This window comes from Kribbella sp. NPDC049227 (assembly GCF_043197265.1).
Lineage (GTDB): Bacteria > Actinomycetota > Actinomycetes > Propionibacteriales > Kribbellaceae > Kribbella.
The window spans coordinates 603844-616401 of sequence record NZ_JBICST010000002.1; the positions used below are offsets into that span (position 1 = coordinate 603844).

The window sequence follows — 12558 nt, forward strand, 5'->3', positions numbered from 1 at the left end:
CCCGGGGGCACGCTGATGCGCCGGGGCGTGCGGCTCGCGCTGGATATCGGCGACGTCAGGATCGGCGTCGCCAGCAGCGATCCGCACGGAATCCTGGCCACTCCGGTGGAGACAGTCCGCCGCGGTCCCGGTGATCTGGATAGGATCGCGGCACTCGCCCTCCAACTGGAGGCGTTCGAGATCGTGGTCGGTCTGCCCCGCTCCCTGTCCGGGGGCGAGGGGCCGGCGGCGGTGAAGATCCGGGAGACGGCGGAACAGGTGCGAGACAAGGTGCGGGAGGGGAACTCGGGGCCGGAGGTGCGGCTGGTGGACGAGCGGTTCACCACGGTGACGGCCGAGCGGATGCTGCGCGAACGGGGCAAGAAGGGTTCCAAGCGGCGCGCGGTGGTCGACCAGGCCGCGGCGGTCGTGATTCTGCAACACGCGCTCGACCTCGAGCGCGAGTCCGGCAACCCACCCGGGAGGCCCCTGTGAACAGACCATCGCTGGACGAAGAGCTGAACGAGAGCGAAGACCTGGGCGCCGGCCTCGGACTGCGGCCGGAGAGCCGGGTCGAGCGCCGGGCGAACCGCCGCAAGGCCCGCGCCCGGCGCGGGTTCGGCTGCTTCGCCGGACTGATCTCGCTGCTGGTCGTCGGCTCGCTGGTCGCCGGCGCTGTGATCGGTTTCGGCAAGGGCAAGGACGCGCTCGAGCAGATGTTCGCCGCGCCGGACTACACCGGCGAAGGCACCGGTTCCGTGGTCGTCGAGATCACCCAGGGCCAGAGTTCGCAGTCGATCGCGGACACGCTGGAGAAGAAGGGCGTGGTGAAGAGTGCCCGCGCCTTCGAGCGGGCCGCCCGCGACGATCCGCGGTCGCGTCAGGTGCAGGCCGGGACGTACACCCTGCGCAAGGAGATGTCGGCCAAGGCCGCACTCGAACTGATGCTGAACCCGGCCAAGTCGATCCTGATCACCCGGATCAGCTTCCGCTCCGGCCAGACCAAGGCCGAGGTCAGCGACATCCTGCAGAAGTCGAAGCTCAAGCTGCCGGCCGGCGCCGCCGCGGCAGCGCTGGCCAAGCCCGCCGCGCTCGGCCTGCCGGCGTACGCGAAGAACAACCCCGAGGGCTTCCTCTACCCGGGCACGTACGACATCCCGAAGGGTGCGACGGCGTACACGATCCTCAAGCTGATGACGGCGCAGTACGCGAAGAACGCGGCCGCCCTGGACCTGGTGAAGACCGCGCAGCGCAAGAAGCTGGATCCGTACCAGGCGGTCATCGTGGCCAGCATCATCGGTGCGGAGACCAATCGGCCGCAGGACTACGCCAAGGTCGCGCGGGTGATCTACAACCGGCTGCAGGCCGGGAAGATGCTGCAGATGGACTCGACCATCCACTACGTGGTCGGCCGCGACGGCGGGGTGTTCACGTCGTCCGAGCAGCGCGACATCGACTCGCCGTACAACACCTACAAGGTGAAGGGGCTGCCGCCGACGCCGATCAACTCGCCGACCAAGGACACCCTGCGGGCGGCGCTCAACCCGGCCGCGGGTTCGTGGATGTACTTCACGCTGGTCAACCTGGACACGGGCGAGACCGCGTTCGCGAGTACGGCGGACGAACACCTGCAGAACGTGAAGAAGCTGCAGACCTGGTGCGCCGCCCACAAGGGCCGGTGCTGATGACCCGTTGTGCGGTGCTCGGTTCGCCGATCGCGCACTCGCTGTCGCCGGCGATGCACCGGGCCGCGTACGCCGGACTCGGCCTGGACTGGGGGTACGACGCCTTCGAGGTCGGGGAAGACGAGTTGCGCGGCTTCGTCGCGTCAGTCGGGGACGACGTCCGGGGACTGTCGCTGACGATGCCGCTGAAGCGCGTCGCGCTGGACCTCGTCGACACCGTCGACCCGGTCGCCGAGCTGATCGGCGCGGCGAACACGATGCTGTTCGAGCCGGACGGATCCCGCTCGGCGCACAACACCGACGTCCCCGGGCTGGTGAACGCGTTCGCCGAGCACGGGATCACCGCCGCGGATTCGGCCGTCGTGCTCGGCGGTGGCGCGACCGCCGCGTCCACGCTGGCCGCGTTGCGCGGACTGAAGGTCAGCGAGGTGACACTCGTCGTCCGCGACCTCTCGAAGGCCGAGCGGCTGCTGGACCTGGCAGCCGAGCTCGGGCTGAAGACCTCGGTCGCGGACTTCTCCCAGGTCGAGCAGATCGGCGGGTTCGACCTGTGCGTCTCGACGCTGCCCGGAGGCGCCGTCGATCCGTGGGCCTACCACTTCGCGGGAGTCGCGCCGGTGGTGTTCGACGTGGCGTACCACCCGTGGCCGACGCAGCTCGCGATCGCGGCGCACCGGATCGGTACAGAGCTGTTGAACGGCCTTGATCTCCTCGTGCATCAGGCGGTCCTCCAGGTGGAGATGATGACCGGTAGGTCGCCCGCACCACTGGCGGCCATGAGGTCGGCCGCCCGTGAGGAGCTCGACGATCGTGAGCCAGCTTGACCGCCGGACCGTACTGAAGGCAGGCGGCGTTCTCGCCGCTGCCGCCGCGCTGACCAGCTGCACCGACACCAAGGACGCCACTGCCGGCGCCTCGAACGGCCTGACCGCGGCCGCCCCGAACTGGAACAGCCTCGCCCATTCACTGACGGGCCGCGTGTACCTTCCCACGTCGTCCGGGTACGCCGCCTCGCACCAACTCTTCAACCCGCGCTGGGACTCCGTCCAGCCCGCCGGTGTGGTCAAGGCCGCGAACGCCACGGACGTGCAGAAGTCGATCCTGTTCGCCCGCGACAACAGGCTCGCCCTGGTCCCGAAGGGCGGCGGCCACTCGTACGTCGGTGCGTCCACGATCAGCAAAGGCCTGATGCTCGACCTCGGCGCCATGCGCGGGATGAGCTACGCGAACGGCGTTCTCACCGTCGGCGCAGGGGCACGGCTGTACGACGTGCACGCGTTCCTCGACAAGTACGGACGCTCGCTGCCGACCGGGACCTGTCCGACCGTCGGGGTCGCGGGGCTGGCCCTCGGTGGCGGGATGGGGATCCACACGCGGACCTTCGGGCTGACGTGTGACCGGATCGTCTCGATGGTCGTGATCACGGCCGACGGCACGACCCACAACGTCAGCGCGACCGTCGATCCGGACCTGTTCTGGGCGCTGCGGGGGAGCGGTGGCGGGAACCTCGGGGTGGTCACGTCGTTCCGGATGGCCACGATCCCGGCCGCCAAGATCGGATTCTTCCGGCTGACCTGGCCGGAGTCGGCGGCGGCGGCTGTGGTCCGCGGCTGGCAGAGGTTCGCCCAGACCGCGCCGGTCACCTCCTGGGGGAATCTGCACATCGATGCCCGGAGCAACGGAACCCTGTCGATCCACGTGCTCGGGATCTCCACCACCGGCAACGCGTCGGCCGCCGCGGCACAGCTCGAGTCGTTCGTCGGGTCGACGGCAACGGTCCGGTCGATCACCGTGAAGACGCACCTGGAGGCGGTCAAGTACCTCGGTGGCGGGACGACGAGCCCGCGCTCGGGGTTCCTCGCCGGGTCCGACGTACTCAAAGGGCCGATGGATGCGGCGACGATCGCCGCGCTGCTCGGTGCGATGAAGGCAGCCGCGCGGGCCAGGACGCCGGCGTCGGCGATCATCGACCCGCTCGGTGGGCAGGCGGCCAAGCAGCCGGCCGGTGGCGCGTCCTGGCCGTGGCGGTCCGCGCTCGGCGTGATCCAGTGGTACTCCGGGACGGCGGCGCACCCGAGTACGGCGCAGTTGCGGGTCGCGCAGACCTTCGTCAGCAACGGGCATCGCGCGGTCCAGAAGTACTCGGCCGGTGGCTATGTGAACTACGTCGAGACAGGCCGCTCCGTGAGCACGTACTACGGCGCGAGCCTGGCCCGGCTGCAGACGGTCAAGAAGAAATACGACCCGGCGAACTTCTTCCACACTGCTTACACCCTCGGCTAGCTACTCTCCCGCCATGAGATTGTGGCGGGTTCTCGCAGGAATGCTGGCGGCCGGATTCGTCGCGGCCGGCGTGACCCCCGCCTGGGCGTGCGCCTGCGGCGGCTACCTGCCCGACGCCCAGTCGCGTGCCCGTGCGTACGGCGAGAACGCATTGGTCCGGCACGACGCCGGCACCGAGCAGATCACGTTGTCGATGGCGATCAACGGGTCGTCGAAGAAGGCCGCCTGGATCATGCCGGTGCCCGCCGCGGCGAAGGTCGAACTCGGCGACACCGCGCTGTTCAACCGCCTGGACCACCTGACCCGGCCGAAGGTGGTGGTCCGCAAGACCTACTGGCCGTTCCGCGACCTCGGAATCATGGCGGGCGCGGGCGATACGGCCGGTGCCGCCGCACCCGGATCCGGGGTGAACGTGCGCGAGCAGATGGTGCTCGGCCCGTTCCAGGTCGCGCGGCTCGGCGGATCGACCGGTTCCGCGGTGACCGACTGGCTGCGCACGAACGGGTACGTCGTACCGGCTGGGCTGGCGGCGAACCTGACGCCGTACCTCAGTGAGAACTGGGAGATCGTTGCCGTGAAGCTCGCACCGCGGACCGACGGCGAGACGATGAGTGGTGCGACGCCGCCGCTGCGGTTGACGTTCGCGTCGGACCGGATCGTCTACCCGATGCGGTTGAGCAAGGGCGCGTCGACCGCGCAGACGGTCACGGTGTACGTCGCGTCGGCGCATCGCGTGGACGCGACGACCCTGCCGGACGCGGGCGTGCAGCCGGAGCTGCTGTACGCGGGCCGGGTCCAGGACGACGCGATGACGGCGCCGACCGACTTCCTGACGGCGTACACAGTCACCTACCGCGACCCGAGCAAGATCACCAGCGACTTCACCTTCGGCCGGGCGACGACCGATGACGAGTTCCAGCGGATCGAGTACGTGACCCGCAACGACGGTTTGCTGAGCACGATCGGCGTCCTGTTGGGCGGCGTACTGCTGATCGGCGGCGGTGCGGCGGTGGTCGCGCGGGTGCTGGTCCGGCGGTCGTCCACAGGCCGTCCGGGGCGACCGACCGATATCGTCTAGGCTCCTGGATCGTGCCGGCTGACAACGCGTTGCTCGCCGCAGGGGCCGGTGTGGTCCTCTGCGGACCTGCCGCGTTCGTGCTCGGTCCCTGGTTGCTGCGCCGGATCCCCGAGCCGTTGCTCGAGGAGGGCGATACCAAGACTCCGTACGCCGACCTGGCCGGGCCGCGGGCGGCGTACTGGTGTGGTGCATTGGCGGCCGTGTCCGGTGGGCTGCTCGGGTGGATGCTCGGGACCTCCGCGGTGTTGCCGGCCTGGTTGTTGCTCGCGATCTCCGGCGCGGTCCTCGGCTACATCGACGCTAGGACGCGGTTCCTGCCGTCGGCGATCATCTGGCCGACGTACGCCGCGGTCGGCGTCGCGCTGGTGGGTGCCTCGGCCGGGTCGGGGGACTGGGGTGCGTTGCGCCGGGCCGCGATCGCGGGCGTGATCGGGTTCGTGGTGTTCTACGTGCTGTGGTTCGTCTTCCCGAGCGGGGTCGGATTCGGCGACGTCCGGTTGTCCGGGCTGCTCGGACTGGCGCTCGGCTGGCTCGGCTGGGGAGAGTTCGTCAGCGGGTTGTACGGCGGGTTCTTCATCGGTGCGCTGGTCGGGATCGTGTTGATCGTGGCACGGGGGATGAAGCGCAAGCAGATGGTTCCGTTCGGGCCGTTCATGCTCATTGGCGCGCTGGGCGGCGTACTGCTCGGCGGTCCGCTGGAGCGGTTGTACGTCGGATAGCTGAGTCGCCGGGTCCGCCAGATGGCTGATGCGGTGCCAGTGCGCGCCTTTCTAGGGTCGAAGCAATCGATCTCTGGGGAGGAAACACATGCCAGTCACTCGCCGAGGCCTGTTGGCCGGGACCGCCGTCGCCGGCGCCGCACTCGCCGTTCCGGGGACCGCGTCCGCCGCCGCCGGTGGTGTCGCGAGCGGTGCCGTCGGCAGCGGTGAGAAGATCCGGCCGGCCGACGCGCGGTACCAGGACCTGGTGCAGCGCGGCACGAACCGGCGGTTCGTCGGCAAGCCCGAGTACGCGCGGGTGATCCGGTCGACCGAGGACGCCGTCGACGCTGTGCAGGAGGCCGTCCGGTCCGGCAAGCGGATCGCGGTCCGCGGCGGCGGGCACTGCTTCGAGGACTTCGTGGACAGCAGCGACATCGAGGTGCTGCTGGACATGTCGACGTACGACGAGGTCACGTTCGACAACCGCTACCGGGCCTTCTCGATCGGCGCGGGCGCGACGCTCGAGACCGTCTACAAGGAACTGTTCTACGGCTGGGGTGTGACCGTGCCCGGCGGTGGCTGCCTCGGCGTCGGGGTCGGCGGCCACTTCAGTGGCGGCGGGTACGGGCCGCTGTCGCGCAAGTACGGGTCCGTCGTGGACCACCTGTACGGCGTGGAGGTCGTGGTCGTGGACGCGCACGGCCGGTCCCGCTCCGTGGTGGCGACGCGCGACAACGCCTACAAGGACCTCTGGTGGGCGCACACCGGCGGTGGCGGCGGGAACTTCGGTGTCGTCACCCGCTACTTGATGCGCAGCAACGGTGCGTCCGGGCGGGAGCCGTCCGAGTCGTTGCCCAAGGCACCGGCAGCGCTGCTGTCCAGCCTGATCGTGTACGACTGGAAGACGATCGGACAGGCCGGATTCGTCCGGACGCTGCGCAACTTCTTCGACTTCTACGAGAAGAACAACACCGCCGACTCGCCGTACGCGACGCTCTACAGCCCGCTCATCCTGACCACGTCGGCCGCCGGGAACTTCCTGCTGTCGACGCAGCTCGACGCGGCGGCGCCGAACGCCGCGGGACTGATGAAGGCGTTCAACGCGGCGATGGTCGAGGGCGTGGACCCGAAGCCGCAGATCATCGAGGCCGGCGAAGGGCCTTTCCTGCACACCACGATGCAGCGGTCGATCGCGGAGACGCCGGCACCGACGCGCGGCAAGTACAAGGCGGGCTACCTGCGGAAGGGCTTCACCGACGCGCAGCTCATCACGCTGTACAAGGGCCTGACGGATCCGTCGTACAACGGGCCCGACTCGTCGGTGCTGTTCGTGCCGTACGGCGGGAAGGTGAACACCGTGCCGTCCGATGCGACCGCGACGGCCCAGCGCAACGTGATGTGCAAGATGGTGGCGACCGCGACGTGGAGCGACCCGGCCGAGGACGCCAAGCAGCTCGCCTGGGTGCGGAAGCTGTACGCCGACCTCTACCGCGACACCGGTGGCGTGCCGGTGCCGAACGGCACCAACGCCGGGTCGTACATCAACTACCCGGACACGGATCTCGCCGATCCGGCGTACAACAAGTCCGGTGTGCCCTGGCACGACCTGTACTACCTCGGGAACTACCCGCGGCTGCAGCAGCTCAAGGCGAAGTGGGACCCGCGCAACGTGTTCCACCACAAGCTGTCGATCGAAGCGCGTTGACTCACCAGCCCGGGTAGCGGAATCGCCAGGGCGTCTCCGGTCCGTAGTCGCCGTGCAGGCGGCGATTGCTGATGAACTCCAGGGCGAAGTCGTCGGCCAGCTGCAGCATGACCGAACGGCCCTCGACGGTGAAGACGAGCTCTGCGGGCAGGGCCGTCTCACCGTGGAGGGCGCCCAGGATGTTGCCGCATATCGCGCCGGTGGAGTCGCTGTCGCCGGTGTGGGTCACCGCGAGTGCGAGGGCGTCGAGGAACTGCTCGGGCTCCGGGTAGGCGAGTGCCGCGTAGACAGCGATGGCCAGTGCCTCCTCGGCGACCCAGCCGCCGCCCAGTTGCTGTTCGATGATCGTCGGTCCGTGGTTGCCGACGGCCGCGGTACGTCGCGCCGCGGCGAGCGCCTTACTGGTCTCTTCGTGGCCTTCGTGCTGGGCGAGCATCGTCATCGTGGTGTCGAGCGCCGCATCGAGGTCGGCCCCGTTGCACACCTCGTGGATGATCGCGGCCAGGGCACCCGATGCGAGCTTGCCGGTCGGATGGCCGTGGGTGTAGCCGGCCGCGGTCGCGGCGGAGTCGAAGACCCATTGGGTGCCGTAGATCGCGGGAATCAGACCGAACGGCGCGACTCGCATCACGCCGCCGCAGCCCTTGGAGTCGTTGACGGCCTGGTCGCCGAACTGCGGGATCTTCGGCTGGCCGTTGCGGGCCGACATCAGCGCGTTGAGGCACGTCGTACCGGGCGCACGTCGCACGTAGAGCCATTGCTCGGCCTGCAGCCAGCCGTCGCGCTCACCGCTCGGTCCGGGCAGGGTCTGGGTGTCGAGCCAGCGGTCGTACGCATGGTGCAGCACGGCGACCGTGAAGCCGAGGCCGCGGTCGGTGCGCACACTGGCCCGGATCAGTCCCTCGACGGTGAACAGGGTCATCTGGGTGTCGTCGGTGATCGTCCCCGGCGGCCAGCCGGCGTCGCCTCCGGCAACGAAGGAACGTACGCCGTCCGGGTGCTCGGCCAGGATCGTCGCGCTGTCCTGGAACTCGACCGGACCACCGAGCGCGTCCCCGATCGCCCCGCCCAGCAGGCATCCACGGACCCGCGCCCGCCACGTCTCCTCCGCCGCCCGAGTCATGCCAGAACCCTATCGATGGTGGTGTCAGCGCTACCCCCAACACGGGTTCCAAGGCCCGTTCGCCGCGGCCGTGCGGCTCCTACGGTCGTTGGTAGGACACAACGATCGCCGAGGAGCGCATCATGACCCCCGCATTCCGCCGCACCGCCGGGCGCCTGGCCATGGCCGCCCTCGCCACCACCGCCCTCACCGCCGCCGCGCTCGCCGGCGCTCAAGCAGCCACCACCTCCACCTCCTGCGACACCTCACCCGTAGTCAAAACCTTCGACCTCGTCCTCTCCGTCCGCGACGGCCTGACCCAGGAAACCCCATCCTGCCGCTGAGTTGAGGATTCTGTCCAGTCTGTCTAGACTGTTTCCGAGGTGATGGCGATGACGATCGCGGGACAGTGGCAGCTGCAGGAGGCCAAGCAGCACTTCAGTGAGTTGATCCGGGCGGTCCAGGCGGACGGTCCGCAGTTCGTGACCAAGCACGGCGAGCAGGTCGCGGTGGTGCTGGACATCCTCGACTACCGGCGGATGCGTGGGGAGGAACTCGTGGACTTCAAGGACTTTCTGGCCTCGGCGCCCGATCTGAGTGTTCTCGAGATCGAGCGGTCGACGGCATCGGCGCGCGAGGTCGACTTCGAGTGAGCTACCTGCTGGACACGAACGTGGTGTCGGAGTTCCGGCGGTCGGCGCCGCACACCGCGGCGTCGACCTGGTTCGGGTCGGTGCGCTCGAGTCAGCTGTTCCTGAGCGTCCTGGTCGTCGGTGAGATCAAGCAGGGCATCGAGCGGTTGGCGGAGCGGGATCCGCAGCAGGCGGCCGCGATCGAGGACTGGCGGCAGCGCTTGGTGAACGGGTACGGCGACCGGATCGTCCCGGTGTCGCTGGACGTCGCCGAGACCTGGGGGCGGCTGAACGCCGGCTCGCCGTTGCCGGTGGTCGACGGGCTGCTCGCCGCCACGGCGCTCGTGCACGACTGGACCCTGGTCACGCGCAATGTCCGCGACGTCGAGCGAACGGGCGTGCGCGTGCTCAATCCGTTCGACGACTGAGCGGATGAGACCGGGGTCTGGGGAGTGGGATGGGCGTGGGAGGATTGCGGCATGCTGCGCTGGCTTACCGCCGGCGAGTCGCACGGACAAGCGCTCGTCGCCGTACTCGAAGGTCTTCCCGCTGGTGTTCAGGTCACGACTGATGACGTGGCCGACGCCTTGGCTCGTCGTCGGCTGGGGTACGGCCGCGGCGCGCGGATGAAGTTCGAGCGGGACGAGGTGACGTTCGTCGGCGGGTTCCGGCACGGTCTGAGCCTGGGCAGCCCGGTCGCGATCCAGGTCGGCAACACCGAGTGGCCGAAGTGGGAGCAGGTGATGAGCCCGGACCCGGTCGACCCGGAGACGCTGGCGGACCTGGCCCGGAACGCGCCGCTGACCCGCCCGCGCCCCGGTCACGCGGACCTGGCCGGCATGCAGAAGTACGGCTTCGACGAGGCGCGCCCGGTGCTCGAGCGGGCCAGCGCCCGCGAGACCGCCGCCCGGGTCGCGCTCGGCGAGGTCGCGGCCCGGTTCCTCCGGCAGGCGTACGGCGTGACGATCGTCAGCCACGTCGTCGAGCTCGGCACCGTCAAGGCGCCGTACGGCGTGATCCCGGCGTACGACGATGTCGCGAAGCTGGACGCGGACCCGGTGCGCTGCCTGGACGCGGACGCGAGCAAGGCGATGGTGGCCGAGATCGACGCCGCGCAGAAGGCCGGCGACACACTCGGCGGCGTGGTCGAGGTGGTCGTGGACGGTCTCCCGCCGGGCCTCGGCAGCTACGTGCACTGGGACCGCCGGCTGGACTCCAAGCTGGCCGGTGCGCTGATGGGCATCCAGGCGATCAAGGGCGTTGAGCTCGGCGACGGCTTCGAGCTGGCCCGGACACCGGGTTCGCAGGCCCACGACGAGATCGTCGCGGAGGACGGCATGGTCCGCCGGACCAGCGGCCGCTCGGGCGGCACCGAGGGCGGCATGAGCACCGGCGAGACGCTGCGGGTGCGGGCCGCGATGAAGCCGATCGCGACCGTTCCGCGGGCATTGCGCACGATCGACACCAGCACCGGTGAGGCCGCGGCCGCGCATCACCAACGCTCCGACGTCTGCGCCGTACCGGCTGCAGGCATCGTGGCGGAGGCGATGGTGGCGCTGGTCCTGGCCGAGGTCGCGCTGGAGAAGTTCGGCGGCGACTCGGTGGCCGAGTCCTCGCGCAACCACAAGTCGTACCTGGCGAGCCTGCCGTCGACCATCACGCCGCGGGAGTGGGCAGAGCAGTGAGTCCGGTTGTCGTTCTCGTCGGCCCGCCTGGTTCGGGCAAGTCGACCATCGCCGCGCTGCTCGCCGAGCGGCTGAAGACCACCCATCGCGACACCGACACCGATGTCGAGGCCGGCGCGGGCAAGCCGATCTCGGACATCTTCGTCGACGAGGGCGAGCCGCACTTCCGGGCGCTCGAGCGGGCCGCGATCGTCGCCGCGCTGCAGGACGACGGCGAGGTGCTGTCGCTCGGTGGCGGTGCGATCCTCGACGCCGACACTCGCGCCGACCTGGCCGGCCACAACGTCGTCTTCCTGGACGTCAGCGTCGGCGAGGCCGCCAAGCGGGTCGGCCTCGGCGTCGCCCGTCCGCTGCTGCTCGGCAACGTCCGCACCCAGTTGCGCAACCTGATGGAGGCGCGCCGCCCGCTGTACGGCGAGGTGGCCAAGCTGACCGTGCAGACCGACGACAAGACCCCGGAGCAGATCGCCGACGAGATCCAGGAGCAGCTCGGATGACCGCTGAGCCGACCAGGATCCGGGTCGAAGCCGCAGCGCCGTACGACGTTGTCATCGGCAACAATCTGCTCGGTGAGCTGCCGGGGCTGCTGTGCGAGGGTGTGCAGCGGGTCGCGGTGATCCACCCGCGTGCGCTGCGGACCAGTGGTGACGCGATCCGTGACGACCTGACCGGCTCCGGGTACACCGCGCACGCGATCGAGATCCCGGACGCCGAGGACGCCAAGACCGCGGAGGTGCTGGCCTACTGCTGGTCGGTGCTCGGGCAAGCAGGATTCACCCGCTCCGACGCGATCGTCAGCATCGGTGGCGGGACGACGACCGACCTGGCCGGCTTCGTCGCGGCGACCTGGCTGCGTGGGGTGAAGGTCGTGCACATCCCCACCACCCTGCTCGGCATGGTCGACGCGGCCGTGGGCGGCAAGACCGGCATCAACACCGCCGAGGGCAAGAATCTGGTCGGTGCGTTCTGGGAGCCGGCCGGCGTGCTGTGCGACCTGGCCGCGCTGGAGACGCTGCCGCGCAACGACTACGTCAGTGGTCTCGCCGAGGTGGTGAAGTGCGGGTTCATCGCGGACCCGGTGATCCTCGACCTGGTGGAGAAGGATCCGGCCGGCGCCGCGAGCCCGTCGTACGACGCGACCGAGGAGCTCATCGCGCGGTCGATCCAGGTGAAGGCGGACACGGTCGGCGCGGATCTGCGTGAGCGAACCACGACGGCCGGGGGAGCGATCGGCCGGGAGGCGCTGAACTACGGCCACACGCTCGGCCACGCGATCGAGCGCGTCGAGCGGTACAAGTGGCGGCACGGCGCCGCGATCAGCATCGGCATGGTGTTCGTCGCCGAGCTGGCCCGAGCCGCCGGTCGCCTCGACGACGCCACGGCCGACCGGCACCGCGCCATACTCGAGTCGCTCGGGCTGCCGGTGACGTACCGCGCCGACGCCTGGCCGCACCTGCAGGACGCGATGAAGCTCGACAAGAAGACCCGGGCCGACCGGCTCCGCTTCGTCGTCCTGGACGCACTCGCCCGGCCGGCGATCCTCGAGGCCCCCGACCCCAGCCTGCTGATCGCCGCGTACGCCGAAGTCAGCTGAGGACCCGAGGTCTGCTGAGCCCGAAGTCAACTGAGCACCCGCAGTCAGCCGAGCACGGAGAGTGGCCGGAAGCGGTCAACTCGCGGACTGGGGTTGTACATCGGTGCATTCCGG

At 69.7% G+C, this 12558-nt stretch carries 14 protein-coding genes; 13 read left to right on the forward strand and 1 reads right to left on the reverse strand.

Translation table 11 applies throughout. The features are described 5' to 3' along the window. Window positions 1–15 precede the first annotated feature (15 nt). The 7 genes from ruvX to ACGFH6_RS09735 all read left to right on the forward strand — a co-directional run bounded on the left by ruvX (window position 16) and on the right by ACGFH6_RS09735 (window position 7431). Entirely contained in the window at window positions 16–474 is a 459-nt protein-coding gene (gene ruvX / locus ACGFH6_RS09705; RefSeq protein WP_393382078.1) for a Holliday junction resolvase RuvX, read from the forward strand. Beyond that, window positions 471–1664: an endolytic transglycosylase MltG gene (gene mltG / locus ACGFH6_RS09710; protein WP_393382079.1), complete on the forward strand. Its 1194-nt coding sequence runs from the start codon at window positions 471–473 to the stop codon at window positions 1662–1664. Before ruvX ends, mltG begins: the two co-directional genes overlap by 4 nt. Then, window positions 1664–2488, forward strand: coding sequence for a shikimate dehydrogenase (locus ACGFH6_RS09715; RefSeq protein WP_393382081.1), 825 nt, complete (start codon window positions 1664–1666; stop codon window positions 2486–2488). The genes mltG and ACGFH6_RS09715 overlap by 1 nt, the downstream gene beginning before the upstream one ends. Continuing rightward, on the forward strand, window positions 2475–3947 hold the full coding sequence (locus ACGFH6_RS09720; RefSeq protein WP_393382083.1) for an FAD-binding oxidoreductase: 1473 nt from the start codon (window positions 2475–2477) through the stop codon (window positions 3945–3947). The genes ACGFH6_RS09715 and ACGFH6_RS09720 overlap by 14 nt, the downstream gene beginning before the upstream one ends. A gap of 13 nt (window positions 3948–3960) precedes the next feature. Continuing rightward, entirely contained in the window at window positions 3961–5025 is a 1065-nt protein-coding gene (locus ACGFH6_RS09725) for a DUF2330 domain-containing protein (RefSeq protein ID WP_393382084.1), read from the forward strand. A gap of 11 nt (window positions 5026–5036) precedes the next feature. After that, the gene (locus ACGFH6_RS09730; protein WP_393382086.1) at window positions 5037–5744 is read left to right on the forward strand and encodes a prepilin peptidase; all 708 of its coding nucleotides are present in this window, start codon (window positions 5037–5039) and stop codon (window positions 5742–5744) included. An 88-nt stretch (window positions 5745–5832) separates the two neighbouring features. Continuing rightward, window positions 5833–7431: an FAD-binding protein gene (locus ACGFH6_RS09735; RefSeq protein WP_393382088.1), complete on the forward strand. Its 1599-nt coding sequence runs from the start codon at window positions 5833–5835 to the stop codon at window positions 7429–7431. 1 nt (window position 7432) lies between these two features. On the opposite strand, the gene ACGFH6_RS09740 is transcribed toward ACGFH6_RS09735, so the two are convergent. Next, entirely contained in the window at window positions 7433–8554 is a 1122-nt protein-coding gene (locus tag ACGFH6_RS09740; RefSeq protein ID WP_393382089.1) for an ADP-ribosylglycohydrolase family protein, read from the reverse strand. Window positions 8555–8676: 122 nt separating this feature from the next. Here ACGFH6_RS09740 and ACGFH6_RS09745 point away from each other — a divergent pair, with 122 nt between their 5' ends. Genes ACGFH6_RS09745 through aroB form a run of 6 tightly spaced genes read left to right on the forward strand, consistent with a single transcriptional unit; the run spans window position 8677 to window position 12444 of the window. Then, window positions 8677–8877, forward strand: a complete 201-nt coding sequence (locus tag ACGFH6_RS09745) for a hypothetical protein (RefSeq protein WP_393382091.1) — start codon at window positions 8677–8679, stop codon at window positions 8875–8877. A 48-nt stretch (window positions 8878–8925) separates the two neighbouring features. Then, window positions 8926–9186, forward strand: coding sequence for a type II toxin-antitoxin system Phd/YefM family antitoxin (locus tag ACGFH6_RS09750; RefSeq protein ID WP_393382092.1), 261 nt, complete (start codon window positions 8926–8928; stop codon window positions 9184–9186). Then, window positions 9183–9593 carry a type II toxin-antitoxin system VapC family toxin gene (locus ACGFH6_RS09755; RefSeq protein ID WP_393382094.1) on the forward strand — a complete coding sequence of 137 codons (411 nt, stop codon included), beginning with the start codon at window positions 9183–9185 and terminating at the stop codon, window positions 9591–9593. Before ACGFH6_RS09750 ends, ACGFH6_RS09755 begins: the two co-directional genes overlap by 4 nt. Window positions 9594–9644: 51 nt before the next feature. Then, window positions 9645–10850 carry a chorismate synthase gene (aroC, locus tag ACGFH6_RS09760; protein WP_131353596.1) on the forward strand — a complete coding sequence of 402 codons (1206 nt, stop codon included), beginning with the start codon at window positions 9645–9647 and terminating at the stop codon, window positions 10848–10850. After that, a complete protein-coding gene (locus tag ACGFH6_RS09765; RefSeq protein WP_393382096.1) occupies window positions 10847–11347 on the forward strand; it encodes a shikimate kinase in 501 nt (166 codons plus the stop codon). Before aroC ends, ACGFH6_RS09765 begins: the two co-directional genes overlap by 4 nt. Continuing rightward, window positions 11344–12444 carry a 3-dehydroquinate synthase gene (aroB, locus tag ACGFH6_RS09770; RefSeq protein ID WP_393382098.1) on the forward strand — a complete coding sequence of 367 codons (1101 nt, stop codon included), beginning with the start codon at window positions 11344–11346 and terminating at the stop codon, window positions 12442–12444. Before ACGFH6_RS09765 ends, aroB begins: the two co-directional genes overlap by 4 nt. The last annotated feature ends 114 nt before the right edge of the window (window positions 12445–12558 follow it).

Excerpts from the sequence above, each read along its gene's own strand:
- ruvX (WP_393382078.1), top strand. The coding sequence starts at position 16 with ATGCGCCGGGGCGTGCGGCTCGCGCTGGATATCGGCGACGTCAGGATC.
- ACGFH6_RS09715 (WP_393382081.1), top strand. The coding sequence starts at position 1,664 with ATGACCCGTTGTGCGGTGCTCGGTTCGCCGATCGCGCACTCGCTGTCG.
- ACGFH6_RS09725 (WP_393382084.1), top strand. The coding sequence starts at position 3,961 with ATGAGATTGTGGCGGGTTCTCGCAGGAATGCTGGCGGCCGGATTCGTC.
- ACGFH6_RS09735 (WP_393382088.1), top strand. The coding sequence starts at position 5,833 with ATGCCAGTCACTCGCCGAGGCCTGTTGGCCGGGACCGCCGTCGCCGGC.
- ACGFH6_RS09740 (WP_393382089.1), bottom strand. The coding sequence starts at position 8,554 with ATGACTCGGGCGGCGGAGGAGACGTGGCGGGCGCGGGTCCGTGGATGC.
- ACGFH6_RS09745 (WP_393382091.1), top strand. The coding sequence starts at position 8,677 with ATGACCCCCGCATTCCGCCGCACCGCCGGGCGCCTGGCCATGGCCGCC.
- ACGFH6_RS09750 (WP_393382092.1), top strand. The coding sequence starts at position 8,926 with ATGACGATCGCGGGACAGTGGCAGCTGCAGGAGGCCAAGCAGCACTTC.
- aroC (WP_131353596.1), top strand. The coding sequence starts at position 9,645 with ATGCTGCGCTGGCTTACCGCCGGCGAGTCGCACGGACAAGCGCTCGTC.
- aroB (WP_393382098.1), top strand. The coding sequence starts at position 11,344 with ATGACCGCTGAGCCGACCAGGATCCGGGTCGAAGCCGCAGCGCCGTAC.